This window comes from Veillonella parvula (genome assembly GCF_002005185.1).
GTDB lineage: Bacteria > Bacillota > Negativicutes > Veillonellales > Veillonellaceae > Veillonella > Veillonella parvula_M.
Window position 1 is genome coordinate 806,680 of record NZ_CP019721.1, and the last position, 20,360, is coordinate 827,039.

The following is a 20,360-nucleotide window of genomic DNA, read 5'->3' on the forward strand; positions in this document are numbered from 1 at the left end:
GTGTTTATATGGTTATGAATGGTATTTACTTAGTTATTGCCTCCGCGTGTATTCTAATTTTAGCGTACCGCTTTTATGGGGCTTTTATAGCGGCTAAGGTACTGACATTGGATCAATATCGCCCAACGCCAGCTATGGTTCACAATGATGGTCACGATTACGTGCCAACCAACAAATGGGTAACCTTTGGTCATCACTTTGCAGCAATTGCTGGTGCAGGCCCACTTGTAGGTCCTGTTATCGCAGCCCAGTTCGGCTATTTACCTGGTGCCTTATGGATTCTCATTGGCTCCGTATTAGCCGGTGCTGTGCATGATATGGTTATCTTGTTTGCTTCTGTTCGTTATGATGGTAAATCGATTGCGGATATTGCTCGCGAAGAAATCAGTAAACTAGCTGGTTTCGGTGCTATGCTTGCTACCTTATTCCTATTGATCATTACCCTCGCTGGTATGGCCGTAGTAGTAGCTAACGCATTGCATAACTCTCCTTGGGGATTCTTCTCCGTATTTGCTACCATTCCAATCGCTATTTTTATTGGTATTTATTTGAAATGGTTGCGTCCTGGTAAAATCCAAGAGGCGACTATTATTGGTGTAGCCTTAATCTTCGCAGCTATCGTCTATGGTCCAAATATAGCGGCTAGCGAATATGCATCTTGGTTCACATACGACTTGCAAACCATTGAAATTATGCTTGCTGTGTATGGTTTCTTTGCAGCTGCATTACCAGTATGGTTGTTACTTGCTCCTCGTGACTATTTGTCTACATACCTTAAAATCGGTACAATCGGCGCATTGGCACTTGGTATTATCATCGTAATGCCTGAAATTCAGATGCCGGCTATTACTCCTTATATCTATGGCGGCGGTCCTGTATTGAAAGGTTCCGTATTCCCTTACATCTTCATTACTATCGCATGTGGTGCGTTATCTGGCTTCCATACTGTTATTGCTACAGGTACAACACCTAAAATGCTTACTAATGAACGAGAAATTTTACCTATCGGTTATGGTGCGATGTTAACAGAAGGCTTCATCGCTATGATGGCGTTGATTGCAGCCACTGCATTGCATCCAGACGATTACTTCGCTATTAACTCCACAGTAGAATCCTTTAAAGCACTAGGTCTTCAAGTACATGAATTGCCAGCATTGTCCGCAATGGTTGGGGAAGACTTGATGCACCGTCCTGGTGGCGCCGTATCCCTTGCAGTAGGTATGGCTCATATCTTCTCCAGATTGCCTAACATGGATCACTTGATGGGTTACTGGTATCACTTCTGTATCATGTTCGAAGCCTTGTTCATCATGACTTTGATTGATGCTGGTACTCGCGTAGGTCGTTACTTGCTTCAAGAATTATTAGGTCATTTCCATCCTAAATTCAACGACCAACATTGGGCTCCTGGCGTATATGGTTGTGCAGCTTTAATTTGTATCTTGTGGGGCTACCTAGTTCTACAAGGTAACATCGGTATTATCTGGCCTCTATTCGGCGTATCTAACCAATTATTAGGTACTATGACATTGGCTGTAAGTACTACTGTTATTATGCGACTTGGCCGCAAACGCTATGCATGGGTTACAGGTATTCCGTGTATCTTAATGGCCATCGTTGCGATTGCTGCAGACTTTGAAAACGTATTTAATAGCTATATCCCAGCTGGTAAATGGATTCTAGTAGCATTCAGTGCTGCCATGTTCCTCATGATCCTTATCGTATTGGTAGAAGCAGTACGCAGCTGGATTCGCTTGTCCAATATTCCTCAAGATTATCGCACTCAAGAAGAAATTGAAGCTGAAAGTCTTGTAAAATACGGCAAAGGCGTAAAAGCGTAATTTCCTTAACTTGGGCGTCAATTCTTAAGCTATTAGCATTAGGTTGATGGGGCCCAACTTTAACTCGACATTTAAATTAAAAAGCGTTGTCTATACCTTCTTCGCTCCAAAGCGAGCTAAGTCGCTTATACGGTATAGGCTCTCCTTTTCAATCTAAGTGTAGTAATATAACAAGACCAATCAAAATAATACTTACATCCTCAACATGATATAATAAGGCTATGAAACATTATATACGTTCCTATTGGACAAAATATAAACAATTGTATAAGAAAGGCCTTAAAGGTATTGCTGCTTTTCTTGCCATAGGAGCCATCGTTTTCTTTGTGCTTGCCACTATTGCTAGTCGCGGGATGGGCGTTATCTTTAATGAGGTTATGGCCCGCCAGACCATGATGCGCGGTACTGTGACTGTAGAAAGTTTATCTGCCACGCCGTGGGGAACGCTATCCTTTACTGATTTAGTATGGACAGATCCCGATGGGCGAAAACTAGTAACAGTTCCTAGCGGTAAGATACGAGTTAACATGTGGGATGTGGTGACGCACAACTTTAAAGCCTCCGCTATTAATGGTATTGAGCTAGATGATGCGGTCATCGTCGTCGATTTGGATGAAAACAACCGAATCGATTTTGTTCCACCATCGCCTGATGTAAAGAAGCCTCTTAATGAGGTAGCGCCACGCCCTAAGGTACCTAGAAAGACTACTCAAGAGCGACAAGAGGAGTTAGGTAAGCGGGTGCGAAACTTTAATTGGGAGGGCCAACATTTAGATCTAACAATTAAGTTGCGAAACAACCAACTTGAGATTTTTGATCGCAATCGTCACTATGTGATGAAGGATGTAAATGCTAGGATAGTCCTAGATAGTAATCGTGCTATACATATTGATATGGAGACTGGTAAATTTGGCGGCACTGCTATTGGTGATGGACTTGTTTTAAAAGGTAGAGTAGACTTAAAAGATGTGCTAAAACATCGCATGCCTCAGCTGGATTTACAGTTTGATGTGAAAGGCGTAGATCCATCATCCCTTGGATTCGGTGAGAATATCCACGATGCCATGACCTTGCTCACAGAGGTGACGGGTGACTTTAACAGACCTTTTGCTAAAGGTCGGGTAACGATGCCTATATTGCGAATTCCTGCATTGACCTTTGATAATGTGGTAGGCGATGTGACATACCAAGATGGTATATTGAACTTCTCTAACGTCAATGCCAATGTGTTCAACGGTAAGCTAGAGGCAAAAGGTGTTTATAATTTGGACACTCGTGCCTATACGATTACTGGCGTAGCAAAGGATTTAGACAGCAGTGTAGCCCTTAAGACACCAGAGTTTCTTGTGCCTGTATCTGCTAATTTGAACTTTAAAAGCGAAGGCATGCCTCGTGATATGGAGGTGTGGGGTAATTTCTGGTCTGGTGAAGGTCACTATATGCTCATACCTATTCAAAGCATTACAGGGAACTTTCACAATAAGGGGCGTCATCTCTCCTTTAGTGATGTGAAAGTAAATACGAGGGTCACTACAATTTCCACGAATGCGTTGCGTATTGATGATGGGCAGCTCACGATGGGGCCACTCAATATTACGTCCCACGGGGGCAGTAATTTTATTCTCTATGATGAAGACTCATTAAATGAGCTGGATGAGAATATGGACCGAATTAAAGAGGGCATGAAGCAAGCTAGTGAAAATAGTAAGCGTGCCTCGGAATCGGCAAAAGGTCTTAAAGATGTCAAGGTTCCTGACGATGTAAAAGGATCCATGAAAGATTTGAAACGTCAAATGGATTCCGTAAAAGATAGTATTGAAAGAGTCAAAATTAATTGATAAATGAAATTTTAATGATGTTTACAACAGTTCATTGTGAGTTTAAATAACAAGTTTATAATAAATCTCCGTTATCAGTTTTTTTGATAATCACGCATTTCTTTTAGTACTTACTATGGAGGTTTTTATGAAAGCATCTAAACAATTATCTATCGTTTTGGCAGCCACTGTTCTTGCGTTTGGCGTAGCTACATTGGCACCTCAACAAGCGGACGCTTCTTATGGCTATAAATATACTGATTCCCAACGTCCACCAGTATCTACTCCAACAGGTTACGTTAATCCAGCTATGGGCTCTACTGTAACAGTTACAGATCCTGCACCTACTACAAATAAATTGACTACTCCTAAAGCTAGTACTACTATTGAAAACATTACTGTGACTAATGTTGCACCAAAATACTCTGATTACAATGATATTGCAGCATACTCTCTAGCAGTAGCTGACTATTTCATGGCGAAAATCATGGCTATATATGGTAATGGTAATACGGCACTTAACCGCTATGGTTTTGGCAAATAATTGATTTTGAAATAATCATTTCAGTTACATTTACAGAATAAAAAGGTCCCTTGTGGACTGTACACCCTAAGATTATATCTAATGGGGGAGCAGTCCATTGGGGACCTTTTGTTGTATGCCTAGGGATTAGCGATCTAAGCCATTTCGACGTTGGTATTCGGATTTTTTATTAGACTCTGTATCGCCTGTTGTTGTATCTTTAGCTAACGAATTTTTGATTTTAATAAGCGGTTTTTCAGTCGCTTTTGGATCTACTTTCTTTACATCCTTTTGGGATGGCGGCAAGAAGGTGCTGAGGTCGTTTTTGTGAGATACCTCTGTATTTGTAGTAGATGCCAATTGTGCACGTTGAGGGGCGATGAAGATTTCATCTTTTGTAATATTTACTTGGTTCAATAATAATTTGAACACTTGTGGTTTTACAAAGATAGTGCCGGCTACCTTACGTGCTGCTGGCAAGAAGGATTCAGATGTATCAAGGTTGATAACCTTTAATTTGCCATGGCGTACAACTTCTGCAGAATTTGGTTGAATTGCTAATGTAGCGATGTTCATATCTACCAACGCTGTTTTAGTAGGTTCGTCCCACGCTACTTTATAGCCCAATGCTTCAGATACTTGGCGCAATGCTACGAGCGGTTGACCATCTACATAGATTACATTTTGCTGACCATTAATAGGCTCAACAACCTTGCCATCTACATTGATGTGATGAGCAGTCGTAACAGATGCTGGCTTTTCAAGATTCATAGCGGGACCTGGACTCTCCATGCCAATAGCCGCCTGTGCAGGTTGTACCGTGCCAAATGTGAAAGCTAATGCACTAACGGCAATGCTAGATAAAATAAGCTGTTTTAATTTCATAAGTGACCTCCATAAGGTGTTATATCATTCTGAATGTATTAACGTTACCAAATGTATATGAATATTTTATTATAAATTTTAATTTTACACAATTTATATAAGTATATGTCTATATCTGGTATAAATTTTATATCTCAACCTACGACTAATAGTGTTAATATAATAGTAGATAATGATTTTTCTCATGGTGGAAAATATCTACTGGCACATAAGCATATATGGATTAATAATGTTGTTTGGGAATATTGGATTAATGATGAATGCGTTATTAAAGAGTCGGATTTAGATGTTTTTTTTACAATTCTCTGTTTAGAGGGGCATACAATAAGCGATATTTTTGCTAATGAATTATATGATGAAAAATCTTTGTTCATTTTTTTACTTTTTAAGAAAAGCAGATCCTTTGGCGGGAAAATAAAGCAATATTCTGTTGATTCTCAAAAGAAGCTTAGTAAGGAATATAGATGATAGAATTAAATATGATTTGAAAAAGGATACAGACAAATGATATTTAAGAAAATGAAGATATAAAAAGTATGAGAAGCGCTTGATAAGCGTTAGTATAGTATTGAGGTGAAAATGTTTTTAAAAATATTTAATTTAATCTTTTGGGGTGGAATGATTTTTTTCTTAGTAGGCATTACATTAATGCTTGTTATGGATCCTGAGGTTATAAGTGACGAGTTTTGGATATACTTCTATGGTAGTGCTTATATTATTAGTGGAGTATTTATGTTGGGATGGTACTTTATATATAAGCTCTTAAAAAAATGATTATATTTGAAGTGATTTTAAGATTATGATCATTTAAACCCAATAGGACGTTATGGTCTATCAAGAATTATCTAAATTATTTGCAAAAGAAAAACCTGATGTAGCTCAATCATTAAGTGCTCTACTAGGTGGTGATGGAGTCACAGCTGGAACGTTAGGGACGGGTGCGCCTTTATCGTATACTGCTAGTGTAGGTGTTAATATAACCTATGGTCTTTTTGTTGAGTATCAGAAATATAAATTGGTGAAGGAAAAAGAAGAAAGAGATAAGCATGTGGGGATATAAAGGGTTATTTTTATGTTGGTTTATTATAACTTTATGTATATATACAAAGATTTATATATTAGCTTGGACAAATAATAGAGGCTATAAAGAGATGTCTTTAAATATGTGTTTTCCAAAGCTATTTAAAACATTTATTGTCATTTCTTATTTTTATGTTGGGCTATTAGGATATGTATTTTGGTTTATAGATGATTTTATGATAATTATGAGTAGCACGATTTTAGGTGTAATTTTAATTTACTTATCAGGGATGATTATTACAATACAAAAAAATCTTCTCCACAATATCATAATGGTAAAAAATTAGCTCGATATATGTTGCTATATCCTTTTATCGCAATAGTTTTATATCTGTGGCTTAAGTATAATGGACTTTTATTCTAAGTATTATTAATTAATAGCAGCTTCTAAGTATTGGTTAGTGATTGGGAAGAGTTTGTGCGTGTAGAAGAATATGCTTTTACCTTTGATGAATTGCATGAGAATGTAGTGCTTTAGTTAATTCCTTATATGCTATAATTAAGTGTTACATGAATTATTCAATATATTTAATGATAGAGTTATAGAAGATATAGAAAGAGGTTCCTTATGGCATCCGGCAGATCTGAAAAAGAGTTACAAGGGGTAACGATGTTAGGTCACAAGACCGATTACCCTACTGATTATGCACCACAGGTGTTAGAGGCGTTTGATAACAAACATCCTGATAACGATTATTTTGTTAAATTTAATTGTCCTGAGTTCACTAGCTTGTGCCCTATGACAGGTCAACCAGATTTTGCGACAATCTATATTTCTTATGTTCCAGATAAGAAAATGGTAGAGTCCAAGTCTTTGAAGTTATATCTATTTAGTTTCCGCAATCACGGGGACTTTCACGAGGACTGCATCAACATCATCATGAAAGATCTCGTAAAGTTGATGGAACCAAAATATATCGAGGTTTGGGGCAAGTTTACGCCTCGTGGTGGTTTATCTATCGATCCATACGCAAACTATGGCAAGCCAGGTACCGAGTGGGAAAAGACTGCAAAAGAGCGCCTTCACTTCCACGATATGCAGCCAGAGCGTGTAGCATACCGTTAATATGGCATACGAATATTTAACAATGGTCACATCGTTTATAATGTTTTTTATGATCGGTGTGACCTTGTCTATACACCCTGCGTCGATTATGGTAGGGTCAAATACCTATATAGAATCACAAAGCAAATGGACTCGATGGAATGGCTATATTATTTTTGTGTTGCTCCTATTTGTTATGGACCTGTTCCTAACAAATGCTGTATATCTAGCCTTTTACGATATATACGGCAACCTTATGAACATAGGTCATCTTGATGTTGATTTTATGGATATTTTCTTTAGTGAAAGTTTCCAAGTCATTGTAGCTATCATGTTTTTGCTTGTGTTATTCCAAGTTTTGGGGCTTGTCGATGTAGCACATGGTGAAAGAAATCTATCCTTTTACTACAGCCAAGTAGAGTCAGGCAAGGATCAGCCATCTTGGATGGAGCGATACATGGAAGGTGAGAAAGGATCGCTGGGAGCAAGTATAATAGGACTCCTATACATGCTCTGGATGACCAAGAGGAGCATGTGGACATATATTGTCTGCGTTGTGTGGTTCAAGGTTTTAGCTATGCTAGTGAATGTACTAGTCTCACCCGTTATCAATTGCATTATGCATGAAAATAATGAGCTGTCTACGCATCTACTGCTAGATCCTTATATAATTTCCTATGTAGTAGCAGGCTTCTTATGGGGCCATGTAGCGTTGCATCATGATTTTAGCAAACTATCTGGTTTGGCTAAGAGCGTTGCCATATCCTTAGTTCCTCGTCTAAGTGTATTGGTGGGAGCCGTTCTTTTTATTGCTTTGGCTCTAGCCATCATATTGGTGCCTATCACTTGGGATATCGTGGTGGACATTCTTACAAGTAAATAGATGAACCTAGTTATTTCCTGTATTTTGGGGGTTTTAAAAGCTATTCTCATTCTCTTGACAATGGATTAATACAGATGATAGAGTATGGTTGTATTAATTAGAATACATAAACGGTTATATCCCGTGTATAGTGAATAACAAGGTGAAATATAATATCGTCCTTGGGATTTTCCTAAGGGCGATTTTTATCATCTATCGCTAGATGGAGGATTAGATGAGCATAGTAACAAACCAAACAACTGAACTTATCGGTAAAACACCGGTATATCAATTACCAAATACTAATATCTATGTAAAACTTGAGAAATATAATGTAGGTGGATCTGTAAAAGACCGTGCCGTACTCGGCATGTTGCAGGCTGCAAAGGCGCAAGGTCGCATTCACGAAAATAGTATTATCGTAGAAGCGACGAGTGGAAATACGGGGATTGCTCTTGCTATGGTAGGCGCTATTCTACATATTAAAACAGTGATTATCATGCCTGAAAGCATGAGTAAAGAACGTCGTGAACTTATTAAGGCTTACGGGGCACAACTCATCTTAACTCCAAAAGAAACTGGCATGAAGGGGGCTCTTGAACGAGCAAACGAAATTTTAGAGAAGTATCCAAGTGCTTTCACCTTGGGCCAATTTGTAAACCCTGAAAACCCAGATATGCATTACCGTACAACGGGTGCTGAAATCGTAGAACAAGTGCCGAACGTCGATGTATTTGTAGCGGGTATCGGCACGGGTGGTACTTTCACAGGTGTTACAAGACGATTGAAAGAACATAATCCTGATGTAAAGGCTATTGCTGTAGAGCCAACTGGATCTCCTGCCATCACCGAAGGCAAGGGCGGTCCTCACAAAATTCAAGGCATTGGGGCTGGTTTCATTCCTGAAAACTTTGACCAAAGCTTGATGGACGGCGTACAAACTGTGAGCGATGAAGAAGCCTTTAGTGAGGTGCAAACCTTTATGCGTGAAAACGGTATCTCTATCGGTCTTTCCGCAGGGGCGGCCATTGTAGTGGCAAAACGCATTGCTCGGGAAGAACCTAAGGCAAATATCGTTGTTATTGCACCTGATGGAGTAGAGAAATATTTATCCCTCTTGGACTTCGGCAATAATGAATACGTGAAGTAATCGATTTCGAATAGATGAACTAATAGTTTTATATCGATAAAATGCCTTATATATAGGAATATAGACCAAACATGTTGTATACTATATATATCTATTATATGAGTAGAATGAGAGTAGAGTAATTTGAGATGGAGTCACTATGATGCAAGGTTTGCGTGAATTATGGGGCAAAATTCAATATAATATTAAGCGCGTAATGGATTCTGACCCAGCTGCCACAAGTGTGTGGATGGTTATATGGACATATCCGCATATTACGGCGCTGTTCTGGCATTTTTTTGCCCATCGCCTTTATAAGACGGGGTGGCCGACCTTGGCTCGCCGTGTAGCACTACATTCTCGTCATGTGACGGGTATCGAAATCCATCCAGGTGCAACAATCGGTCGTGGTTTATTTATCGACCACGGTATGGGCGTTGTTATTGGTGAAACGGCTATTGTAGGGGATAATGTAACCTTGTTCCATCAAGTGACTTTAGGTGGTATGTCCTCTAAAAAGGTTAAACGTCATCCGACCATTGAAGATGAAGTACTTATCGGTACAGGTACAAAGATTCTTGGGGACATTACGATTGGGGCGCGCACGAAGATTGGCTGTAATCTCGTTATTAAACATGATATTCCTAAGGATATGGTAATTTTTGAAACAGACCCAGAAAATATGTATGTTCGTAAACCTAGTCGCAATGCAACTGCTGCACAAGCAGAGGAGAAGAAAATCCCTGATAATTACATAGAATACTATATTTAATATAGGCCAATATAAATACTATAAAAGAATATATACTATAGATTGATATGAACCTCTAACTATAAGGTAACTAGTAGTTAGAGGTTTTTTGATTGATAAAAGGCTCTATTGTTGTAAGATCTTTGGTTTATTGTTATTGTGAGTTATGTTTTGTACAAGACTGATACATTTCATCGAAATTTTATATGAAAATATTTGTTCATATATTGACATGGAAAATCATTATTGTTAGAATATAAACATAATCAATATTGATTATGAATTAAATAAACGAATTGATGGCATATAAGCCAACTGAGTTTGTTCTGCTTTTAGAATGAACTGTAATTGAGAATTAAACGATAAAAGGAGTATTATTATGAAAAACGTACAACAAGTAAATCAATATTTAGCAGATCTTTCCGTATGGAATGTAAAATTACATAACCTACACTTCAATGTAACTGGTCCGCAATTCAAATCTATTCATGAATACTTGGAATCCATTTATGATGAAGCCTTTGAATACTTTGATGCCGTAGCAGAACATGTGAAAATGCAAGGTCAATTTCCATTGGTAAATTCTGCAGAATACGCAAAATTGACTAAAATCGAAGAATTGGGACAAGAAGACATTCCTCAAGCAAAGGTAATTGATATCCTTCTTAAAGATTTTAAATACATGAATGATCAAGCTGTAGCAATTCGTGCAGCAGCTGATGAAGAAGGTGATTTCTTGCTCGTAAGCATGATGGAAGATCACGTTGCATACTATGTAAAACAGATCTGGTTCATCGAATCTATGCTGAAATAAGACGATTGACAATGCCTTATTGGGTATGATATGATTACCCAGTAAAGCATGGAGGATTACTCAAGAGGCTGAAGAGGACGGTTTGCTAAATCGTTAGGGCGGGTTACCGTCGCTAGGGTTCGAATCCCTAATCCTCCGCCATGTAAAGACCTCACATCACTCGATGTGGGGTCTTTTTGTATAATATAGTGAATTTATTATATTATTTATATAGGCCTAATTTGTGAGGATTCGAGTGAGTCCAAGGCCTTATTAGTATTGAATGACACAGGTGTGTAAGGTTATAGAGTTGACGTATGTCTAGGGGTTTCATATAATAGATTGTATAAAATGTAATTTTAAGGAGACTCTTATGAATACAAAACATACACGTCAAATGAATCGTATCCGTCGAGCGTTAGGCATTGGCACATTATGCCTCGTTGCGTCTATTGGGTTTAGTCATGCTGAAAGTATTGCCATCCCAAGTGCACGTCCTATGGTGGATGGTGTAAGTGCTGATGTAGAGACTGTTAGTAGTTCTAGTAAAGGACAACAGCATATAAACTCAGATGTTATTACGCCTAATGATTGGACGTATACAGCGTTACAAAGACTCATTAAACATGGTGCTATTACAGATACCCACGGATTTACTTTTGATGGTGCTAGCTACACAAAGGATGAGCTTATGCCGCTTATCGATGAGGTAGTCACAAAACGTGAGCAAATGAACGATAATGATCGAGAGTATGCACTGCGTATTTACCAAGAAAATATGCGTGATGTAATGGATTACCGTATTGCTCGCGATAAAAAAGCTACTGATGAGCGCCGTCAAAAACTAGATGAAAAGCGTGCTGAAAAGGCTAAAAAATCTGGTAAGACGTATCAAGTATCCAAGGATCAACAAGAGGCTCTTGATAAGGCTGGTGATGAAGTAGCAAAACCGGAAGAACGCGCTTTAACAGATGAGCAAATCAAAGAAAAAATGAAGAAATTCAAAATTGATGATTCTCGCGTTAAGGTAAATAATGAAGTGCGCATTCGTTACGCTGACTCCAAGGATAAAAAGTCCAAAACAGATGCTCGTATGCAGACGGAGATGACGTTCACTCTATAACTCTTGGTAAGGGGTTATAATGATTGATTTTTTAAAGAAACAGTTGTTTACTGTTCATCAAAACGGTAAGCAGCAGGTAAGTGAGGTCTTTAAATATATAGGACCTGGTATAATCGTAACCGTTGGATTTATCGATCCAGGTAACTGGGCCGCTAATTTGGCAGCTGGTGCTAGTTATGGTTACGAATTATTGTGGGTAGTCACACTATCCACGATTATGCTCATTTTATTACAGCATAATGTGGCGCATTTAGGCATTGTACGCGGGCAATGCTTGTCGGAATGTGCTTATGAGTTTTTACCGCGTTATGCATCTCGCTTTGTGCTTAGCACGGCAGGAATTGCGGCGGCAGCGACGGCCTTGGCTGAGTTTATTGGCGCCGCTATCGCCTTGAAGATGCTCTTTGGTATTCCTATCTTGATAGGCAGCATTTTGACGGCTCTTATCTGTACGGTCATGCTCATTACGAACTCCTATCGTAAATTAGAGCGAATCATTGCTGGCTTTGTATCCCTTATCGCATTGGCGTACCTTGTTGAGGTAAATATGGTCAATGTGGATTGGGCAGCGGCTGGTATCGGTTGGGTGGATCCTAATATTCCTAATACATCGATGCTCGTTATTTTGAGTATATTAGGGGCCGTAATTATGCCTCACAACTTGTTTTTGCACTCTGAAATCATCCAAAGTCGCCAGTTTAATACACAAGATCCAGCGATAATGAAACGGCAGTTACGCTATGAATTCCTCGATACTTTGTTATCTATGGGGATTGGGTGGATGATTAACTCCGCCATGATTATATTGGCGGCGGCTGTCTTCTTTGCTCATGGAATTGAAGTAACAGAGCTTGAACAGGCTGAGGAGTTGTTGCGACCACTCATTGGACCCGCAGCGGGTATTATTTTTGCGATAGCATTGTTATTTGCAGGTTTTGCCTCATCTGCTACGGCAGGTATGGCGGGGGCAAGTATCTTTGCAGGAATGTTTGGCGAGTCTTACGATATGAAAGACTTCCATACGCGATTAGGCTTGGCACTAACATATATTCCAGCATTATTATTGATCGTGTTTATTACAGATTCCTTCCAAGCATTATTGTTCTCTCAAATGTTCTTGAGCTTGCAATTACCAATCACCATCTTCTTGCAACTTTACATGACAAGTAGCCGCAAGGTCATGGGAGAATACGCGAACCGTAAATTTACAAATATTCTCTTATGGGGCATAGGTATCATCGTTACAATTATGAATATCTACTTATTGATTGTAGGTTAATAGAATATTCTTTGTTGGTTACCAAAAGGTTTATTATAAAATCAATATTAGAATACAGAATTAGAATACAACATTAGAATACAAGATTAGAGTACAACATTAGAATACAAGATTAGAATACAAAGGACCGCTATGGCGGTCCTTTTGCCATGTTGCTAACGTATCCATTATGTGAAACGCGTATCTTTGAATACCCAAGAGGGGTATAAAATATGGTACAATTAAAGATAGTATAATTAAGAAAAATATTTTTAAGAATAATATTTTTAAGAATAATATAATATCTGTTGAGAGTATCACTCAGCAGTGTGATATATGGAAAATTAGGAGGCCCTAATGGCAAAGGAAATCAACGTACAAGAGACAATACAATCTGATTTTAGTGTTGTGGTTAACGACATTGCTGAAGAGTTATTGACGCGCCTCAATATGGATGAGGATGGTTCTGTTATCGATATGTTCCAAACAGGCTCTTTTGATCCTTGGCAGTTATTCGTATTTTTTGGTGCTTTAGAAAAAGCCCTTATTGAGTTCAGAACGGATAAACGGAAGAAAACAGTTATCGTTCATGCACAACCTGAGGCTCTTATCGGCATTGGCCGCGTAGTGACACCTGTATCTACTATGCTTGAGCATGTGTTGATGTCTCGTTTGAACGATATGAGCGAAGGCCGCTTGGAAACAGGCATGCTTACAGTATCTGCTGAAAGCATCGATTATGAAGGTGTAAATCTTAAAGGTCGTCACGTGGTTATCGTATGCGACCTTGTAGATGAAGATTCTAATTACCTTAAAGAATGCATTAAATTATGTAAAGAATTGAAAGCAAGCCACGTAGTGGCGGTGCCTCTCATGTTGTGGAACCCTGAATTGATCGACAATTTGACAGAGGAATCTATTAAGGCGGAATTATCCCATGAAAATCGTCCTCTCTCCTAGTAAGACAAAAACGATTACCGATGTTGCTAGCAACGCTGAGGCAGTACATCATGCAGTCCGAGACGGTCAATTTCAGCCGAACATCACGAAAGAAATTGTAACACATGTACAATCCCTTGATGTAGCGGCTCTTGGAAAGGCATTAAAACTTAAGGATGATAAGGCACAGGCTCTTTTTGATTTTTATCAGTCCTTTGAGGCTCATCCCGTAGGTCGTGCCTGTGAAAGTTACGATGGCATTGCTTTCAAATATTTGGACTGGTCGAACTTATCTGACGAAGCCAAGGCCTTTGGTGAAAGCCATCTCGTTGTGCTGTCTGCATTGTATGGCATCGTTGAACCTAATATGGGGGTGCGCGACTATCGACTCGATATGGTCGATAAGGTGGGCATTAATCTATACGATACATGGCGTGAAGCGGTGGACGCATACTTTCACAAGGAAGATTGGATTCTAAACCTAGCATCTAAAGAATATGCAAAAATGGTGAACCATCCAAAGGTGGTAACCGTTGAATTTTGGGAATTACGGGGCGATACGTTTAAGCAGATGAGTACGTCCTCCAAAATGAGTCGCGGTGTGATGGCTCATGAATGTCTAACTCAACAAGTGAAACATGTGCGGGACTTGCCGCGCGAAGTTAATGGATTTACTTGTGTCTCTGACATTGAATCCATTACCATACCAAGCGAATCGATGACGGTTCGTTACGAAAGGAAGTGATTGTTTGCAAGTGCAAGACATTCTTGCAAAAGACCTCGTCGGCGATGAATGGCTGACCGAGGAGGAATTGCGATTTCTCATGTCTGTAACTGATGAAGAACAGTTGCAGTTGATATATAAAAAGGCCTACGAAGTGAAGGCAAAATACGTAAAGCCTGTAGCATACTATCGCGGCCTAATCGAGTTCTCAAACCGATGCATTAAGAATTGTAATTATTGCGGTATCCGTCGTGAAAATGATAAGACGGAACGCTTTGATATGAATCGTGAAGATATCATCAAGATGGCACAGTGGGCGTACGATCATGAATATGGTTCCATTACACTCCAATCTGGTGAACGCTGTGATGATGCCTTTGTAGACTATGTTGTGGATTTAATTCGCGATATTAAAGCCATTGGTGATGGTTCTCTTGGCATAACGATGTGTGTAGGGGAACAAAGCGAAGAGGCGTACCGCCGCATGCGTGAAGCCGGTGCGAGTCGTTATTTATTACGCATTGAAACAACCAATACAGATTTATACCATAAGATTCATCCTCGTGATGAATTGCACTCCTTCGAAACGCGCGTAGAATGCTTACGTCGTTTGCGTCGCGTAGGCTTCCAAGTTGGCACAGGTGTTATGATTGGTCTACCTGGGCAAACAGAAGATGATCTCGTAAATGATATCTTGTTCTATCGCGATATGGATATCGACATGATCGGTATGGGCCCTTATGTGGTGCATCATGATACGCCACTAGGTCAAGAAGCATTGGCAATGGGCATCGATGACGAAGCAGGTAAATTGCGTCGAGTTCAACTGGGCCTCAAGATGATTGCCTTAACTCGTTTATTCTTGAAAGACGTAAACATTGCAGCTACGACGGCGTTACAAGCACTAGATAAACTAGGCCGTGAAAAAGGCTTAGCCGCAGGTGCAAATATCCTTATGCCTATCATCACCATTCCTGAACACCGTGCAAAATATTTGCTATATGATAATAAACCTTGCGTGGACGACAATGCAGAACAATGTAAAGACTGCTTGACGCGCCGCGTAATGTCCATCGGTGATACAGTAGGTTGGAAACAAAATGGGGACTCCAAACACTACGGCAAACGGACGGGAAAATTTTAGTATTCTATGATTTACCTATATCTTTTAGTGAATTATATATTTACCACTAGTATTGCCTATATATAGATGGGGCCCCGTTACATAACGACAACTTAATTAAAAAAGACGGCCTATACTTGTTTGCTCCTCGTTCCTGATGTTGCGGCACAAGTACAGACCGTCTTTTTTATAACTTTGTGAGGACACTAGTCCCATCTATATATAGGATATACCGATAAAGTCTTATTAATAATTTAATTAAGTTTAGGATCTACATAGGAATACTAAAATTTTCTTTAGGGAAGATGGGAAGTATTTCTTATAGGGATTATTACATCAATTATCCTCTTTATTATTGGTGTTATTTTTATATTACTTATTGATGGATTTGCTTATTTGGTAGGTAGCTAATTTAGTATTAGTATATAATCCTCCTTTTCTAAGAAATTTTTCTCAGAAAAAGAGGATTTTTTTATTGTAGTGTCGAAATGTATTAGCAAAAGCCGTAATTTGCCATTAAGGAGGCGATTCCGATGAAAGAGTACAGTAGTGATAAAATTAGAAACGTTGCTGTTGTTTCCCACGATGGTGCAGGTAAAACAGCTCTTGTTGAATCCTTGTTGTTAACCTCTGGTGCGGTTGATTTCGTAGGTAAAGGCCAAGACAATAAACATATTATGGACTTTGAACCTGAAGAAATTAAACGTAACGTAACAATCCAATTGGGCATGGCTCCATGTGAATGGCATGACCATAAGGTTAACTTCGTAGATACTCCAGGCTATAATGAATTCCATGGCGAAGTTCGTGCCGCTTTGCGTGCGTGCGATGGTATGTTGATGGTACTATCCGCCACATCTGGTGTAGAAACTGACACAGTTCGCGCTTGGGATTATGCAGTGGAATTACAAATGCCACGCATGGCATTTATCAATAAAATGGATGTGGATGGTGCCGATTTCTTCGGTACTATTGAAAGAATGCGGGAATTATTTGGCAAAGGCATTATGCCATTGCAGATTCCTATCGGTGAAGGTGCCGATTTTGAAGGCGTTGTAGACGTAGCGAAAATGACTGCGTTTACTTATAAGGACGGCCAACCAACAGAGGTCGCTGTACCAGCTCACCTTATCGAAAAGGCTCAAGAAATTCGGGAAATGACCGTAGAAGCCGCGGCTGAAGGTAGCGATGAGTTGTTGGAAAAATATTTAGAAGGCGAAGAATTATCCTTAGAGGAAATCCGCCAAGGCTTGCGTGAAGGGATGATTAGTGGCCGTGTGTGCCCAATCATGTGTGGCAGTGCCACATCTCGTATTGGCTTAGATCAAGTATTGGATCGTATGATCCGTTACATGCCGGATGCAACTAAAAAAGTGATGACCGCAACTGATGCGGAAACCGGCGAACAATGTGTTGTACATGTAGATAAACCATTAACTGCATTCGTATTTAAAACATTGTTAGACCCATTCGCAGGCAAACAAAGCTTTGTACGTATCTTCTCTGGTGAACTGAAAGAAGGCGATCGCCTTTATGATGTAAACCAAGGTGTAGAAGAAAAATGGGGCAAGATGGTTACCCTTATCGGGAAGCAACAAATCCCTGTATCTGCTGCAAAAGCTGGCGATATCGTAGTGATACCGAAATTGGCCAATGCTAAGACCGGCGATACATTAACGGCTCCTGACTTTAAAGTGACATACGATGCTATCCGTTTTCCTCAACCTCTATACACTGTGGCTATGGAGCCAGTGAAAAAAGGTGAGGAGGAAAAATTAGCTAGTGCTGTTCTTAAAGTGGCAGAAGAAGATCCTACTTGCGTAGTAGTGAAAAATGCTGAAGCTCGCCAATTACAAATTGATTGTATGGGTGAAGTACATCTTGAGCATATCCTCAATAAAATGGACCGTAAATACGGCGTACAAGCTAAACTTGTGGCTCCATATATTCCATACCGCGAAACCATTAAAGGCTCTGCTGAAACCGAGTCTAAGTATAAGAAACAAAGTGGCGGTCATGGTCAATATGGTCACGTTAAGATTCAAGTGGATCCATTATATGATGGTAGCGAATTTGCATTCGTAGACAAAATTTTTGGTGGTGCTGTACCTAAACAATACATACCAGCAGTGGAAAAGGGTGCCAAAGAAACCCTAGATAAAGGCCTAATTGCAGGATATCCTATGATTGGCGTGCAAGTGACACTCTTGGATGGATCTTACCACAGCGTAGACTCCTCAGAGTTAGCATTTAAAGTAGCTACGTCACAGGCTATCAAGGATGTGATTCCTAAGGCGAAACCAGTCCTATTAGAACCAATCTATGAAGTCAACGTGTTTGCGCCAGATGCTTTCATGGGCGACATCATGGGTGATTTGAATAGCCGTCGAGGTCGTGTGTTAGGCATGGAACAAAGTGAAAGAACAGGTATTTCTGTTGTTAAAGCACAAGTACCATTGGCTGAAATGTCCGATTATGTGACTGCATTGCGCTCCATTACACAAGGACAAGGTGTATTTAACCGTCAGTTCTATACCTATGAAGAGGTTCCACATAAGCAAGCGGAAGAAATTATCGCTGCTTATAAAACCCAAGAATAAGGTAATGACCACATGCTGTATCTAATACAGTTTGAATCACTACAACTGAATAGACAATTGCATAATGTAACAATTTAATACTGTAACAATTTCATAGTGTAATAATTGACGTAAGTCATAAATTTGAATAGTATTTTACTGAGGCCCTCCATATATGTAGCGTATGGAGGGCTTTTACATAAGAGAATAGCTAGTTCTTTATGTATATATGTGCTAACATAAAAGGTAATATAATTGGTTTATTGTGGTGCCATATCCATAGATATTGTGAAAGGATTGTGTATGTTTTTCTCTAGTATTACCGCAGATTATACAAAAATGGGCTATCCTAAAGCCATCGTGCGTGCTTTGGATTTCTTGAAAAATACAGATTTGAAAGTGTTGCCTGGAGGGCGTCATGCCATTGAGGGCGACATGATGTATGCCAACGTAGACGATGTAGAAACAAAGCTATTTGAAGCTACAAAACCGGAATCGCATCGTAATTATGTAGATATCCAATTTATGGTGAGCGGCGAGGAAAACATGGGCTTTTTCGTAGATAAAGGTCTCGTTAAACCTGTGGAGTCCTATCCAGATCGAGATTGCTATTTTTATCCTAATGAAGCGGTTGATGAAGGGCAAATCCATTGCCCAGAAGGGTACTACACTGTATTCTTCCCCTCTGATGTTCATCGGCCTTTGCTTGCTGTAAACGATAAACCTATTAAAATCCGTAAGGTGGTTGTGAAAGTTCACGTATCTTTGCTCGGTGACTAGCATGAAACAATATGAAGTTATTGGTGTTATTATAACTCTATTAGGGGCTGTTTTATGGGGCGTATCAGGTGCATCCGTACAGTTCTTAAGCAATTTTAGAGATATGAATTTGGAATGGCTAGTAACTATGCGATTGATTACAGCAGGTTTACTAACTGTTATTTATGCATGGTTTAGATTTGGAAACTCTATCTTTAATGTATTTCATAGTATAAAGGATACGCTAGGGCTCATTGTTTTTGGCGTATTTGGAATGGCATTATGTCAATATACATACTTCAGATCCATTGCTTTAGCTGGAGCTGGCATTGCAACGGTATTACAATATCTGGCGCCGTCTATGATTATTATTTACCTGCTGGTTCGCTATGGTAAACGACCATCCAAGGGGGAAATGGTTTCTGTTATACTGGCCTTAGTGGGGACCATTTGTTTAATGGGGAATGGTGATGGTCTTTCTATTGAAAGCTTCCCAATGGCGGTTCTCGTATGGGGGCTTTTATCTGCTGTGGGTGTAGCCGTATATAGTATTTCTCCTGTTGATTTACTCTACAAATATGGCACATTGCCTATTGTAGGGTTTGGGATGCTTATTAGTGGTATTGTAGCCGCGATATTATTCCATCAACCGAATTCATATGCAGTGTGGGACGTATGGACTGTTATTGGTTGTTTCAATGTCATATTCCTAGGGACGATAGTATCTTTTAATGCCTATTTAGAAGGGGTTAAACGAATTGGGGCCGTACCAGGCTCTATTTTGTCATCTATTGAACCTATTTCGGCGGCTTTCTTTGGGTGGGCTTTTTTAGGAAATGAATTTAGTCTATTAGGGCTAATTGGTATGGCTATGATTATTGCTACCGTTGTTATCATTGCTTGGGATAGACAACGAACTATTAAACGAGAGGTACTGACAAAACTGAATAAAACAATATTAGAATAAATTGATAAGCACACATATATCACAGAAAACGTTTCGTGGTATATGTGTTTTTTGTTATAACATACAGTATATTTTAGATACTGTATACATGCCCCATTTAGTTGACTATTTACCTATCTATTCATATAGTAAATGTATACGTGATTATTAGTTTGTTAAGGA

The 20,360-nt window shown here is 39.3% G+C and carries 19 protein-coding genes and 1 tRNA gene; 19 read left to right on the forward strand and 1 reads right to left on the reverse strand.

The annotated features are described in order from the left end of the window. Positions 1-8: 8 nt before the first annotated feature. The 3 genes from B1A77_RS03550 (at position 9) to B1A77_RS03560 (ending at position 4,202) form a co-directional block, all read left to right on the forward strand. Positions 9-1,841, forward strand: coding sequence for a carbon starvation CstA family protein (locus tag B1A77_RS03550; RefSeq protein ID WP_077707954.1), 1,833 nt, complete (start codon positions 9-11; stop codon positions 1,839-1,841). A gap of 221 nt (positions 1,842-2,062) precedes the next feature. After that, the gene (locus B1A77_RS03555) at positions 2,063-3,679 is read left to right on the forward strand and encodes an AsmA family protein (protein WP_077707955.1); all 1,617 of its coding nucleotides are present in this window, start codon (positions 2,063-2,065) and stop codon (positions 3,677-3,679) included. Positions 3,680-3,806: 127 nt separating this feature from the next. Next, positions 3,807-4,202, forward strand: a complete 396-nt coding sequence (locus B1A77_RS03560; protein ID WP_077707956.1) for a hypothetical protein — start codon at positions 3,807-3,809, stop codon at positions 4,200-4,202. A gap of 126 nt (positions 4,203-4,328) precedes the next feature. On the opposite strand, the gene B1A77_RS03565 is transcribed toward B1A77_RS03560, so the two are convergent. Continuing rightward, positions 4,329-5,066 carry a copper amine oxidase N-terminal domain-containing protein gene (locus tag B1A77_RS03565; protein ID WP_077707957.1) on the reverse strand — a complete coding sequence of 246 codons (738 nt, stop codon included), beginning with the start codon at positions 5,064-5,066 and terminating at the stop codon, positions 4,329-4,331. A gap of 105 nt (positions 5,067-5,171) precedes the next feature. Here B1A77_RS03565 and B1A77_RS03570 point away from each other — a divergent pair, with 105 nt between their 5' ends. The 16 genes from B1A77_RS03570 (at position 5,172) to B1A77_RS03655 (ending at position 20,198) form a co-directional block, all read left to right on the forward strand. Further along, positions 5,172-5,534, forward strand: coding sequence for a hypothetical protein (locus B1A77_RS03570; protein WP_077707958.1), 363 nt, complete (start codon positions 5,172-5,174; stop codon positions 5,532-5,534). Between the two features lie 358 nt (positions 5,535-5,892). Further along, positions 5,893-6,126, forward strand: a complete 234-nt coding sequence (locus B1A77_RS03580; protein ID WP_009352006.1) for a hypothetical protein — start codon at positions 5,893-5,895, stop codon at positions 6,124-6,126. Between the two features lie 588 nt (positions 6,127-6,714). After that, positions 6,715-7,212 carry a preQ(1) synthase gene (queF, locus tag B1A77_RS03590; protein ID WP_077707960.1) on the forward strand — a complete coding sequence of 166 codons (498 nt, stop codon included), beginning with the start codon at positions 6,715-6,717 and terminating at the stop codon, positions 7,210-7,212. Between the two features lie 235 nt (positions 7,213-7,447). Continuing rightward, positions 7,448-8,074 (forward strand): hypothetical protein, encoded by a 627-nt coding sequence (locus B1A77_RS03595; protein WP_237301819.1) that lies wholly within the window; start codon positions 7,448-7,450, stop codon positions 8,072-8,074. A 214-nt stretch (positions 8,075-8,288) separates the two neighbouring features. Beyond that, the gene (cysK, locus tag B1A77_RS03600; RefSeq protein WP_077707962.1) at positions 8,289-9,203 is read left to right on the forward strand and encodes a cysteine synthase A; all 915 of its coding nucleotides are present in this window, start codon (positions 8,289-8,291) and stop codon (positions 9,201-9,203) included. A 139-nt stretch (positions 9,204-9,342) separates the two neighbouring features. Then, positions 9,343-9,954 (forward strand): serine O-acetyltransferase EpsC, encoded by a 612-nt coding sequence (gene epsC, locus B1A77_RS03605; RefSeq protein ID WP_077707963.1) that lies wholly within the window; start codon positions 9,343-9,345, stop codon positions 9,952-9,954. Positions 9,955-10,312: 358 nt separating this feature from the next. Next, entirely contained in the window at positions 10,313-10,747 is a 435-nt protein-coding gene (locus B1A77_RS03610; RefSeq protein WP_004697769.1) for a Dps family protein, read from the forward strand. Between the two features lie 50 nt (positions 10,748-10,797). After that, a tRNA-Ser gene (locus B1A77_RS03615) sits at positions 10,798-10,888 on the forward strand. Between the two features lie 211 nt (positions 10,889-11,099). Then, the gene (locus tag B1A77_RS03620) at positions 11,100-11,849 is read left to right on the forward strand and encodes a hypothetical protein (RefSeq protein ID WP_077707964.1); all 750 of its coding nucleotides are present in this window, start codon (positions 11,100-11,102) and stop codon (positions 11,847-11,849) included. A 19-nt stretch (positions 11,850-11,868) separates the two neighbouring features. Then, positions 11,869-13,128, forward strand: a complete 1,260-nt coding sequence (locus B1A77_RS03625; protein ID WP_077707965.1) for an Nramp family divalent metal transporter — start codon at positions 11,869-11,871, stop codon at positions 13,126-13,128. Positions 13,129-13,464: 336 nt separating this feature from the next. After that, positions 13,465-14,067, forward strand: coding sequence for a hypothetical protein (locus tag B1A77_RS03630; protein WP_004694153.1), 603 nt, complete (start codon positions 13,465-13,467; stop codon positions 14,065-14,067). After that, positions 14,045-14,791 (forward strand): YaaA family protein, encoded by a 747-nt coding sequence (locus B1A77_RS03635; RefSeq protein ID WP_077707966.1) that lies wholly within the window; start codon positions 14,045-14,047, stop codon positions 14,789-14,791. Before B1A77_RS03630 ends, B1A77_RS03635 begins: the two co-directional genes overlap by 23 nt. Before the next feature lie 4 nt (positions 14,792-14,795). Then, positions 14,796-15,914 (forward strand): [FeFe] hydrogenase H-cluster radical SAM maturase HydE, encoded by a 1,119-nt coding sequence (hydE, locus tag B1A77_RS03640; RefSeq protein WP_004697827.1) that lies wholly within the window; start codon positions 14,796-14,798, stop codon positions 15,912-15,914. A gap of 512 nt (positions 15,915-16,426) precedes the next feature. Further along, on the forward strand, positions 16,427-18,493 hold the full coding sequence (gene fusA / locus B1A77_RS03645) for an elongation factor G (RefSeq protein WP_077707967.1): 2,067 nt from the start codon (positions 16,427-16,429) through the stop codon (positions 18,491-18,493). A 282-nt stretch (positions 18,494-18,775) separates the two neighbouring features. Continuing rightward, complete coding sequence (locus tag B1A77_RS03650) at positions 18,776-19,252, forward strand: NanQ anomerase/TabA/YiaL family protein (RefSeq protein ID WP_077707968.1); 477 nt, start codon at positions 18,776-18,778, stop codon at positions 19,250-19,252. 1 nt (position 19,253) lies between these two features. Next, positions 19,254-20,198 carry a DMT family transporter gene (locus B1A77_RS03655; protein WP_077707969.1) on the forward strand — a complete coding sequence of 315 codons (945 nt, stop codon included), beginning with the start codon at positions 19,254-19,256 and terminating at the stop codon, positions 20,196-20,198. Positions 20,199-20,360: the final 162 nt, after the last annotated feature.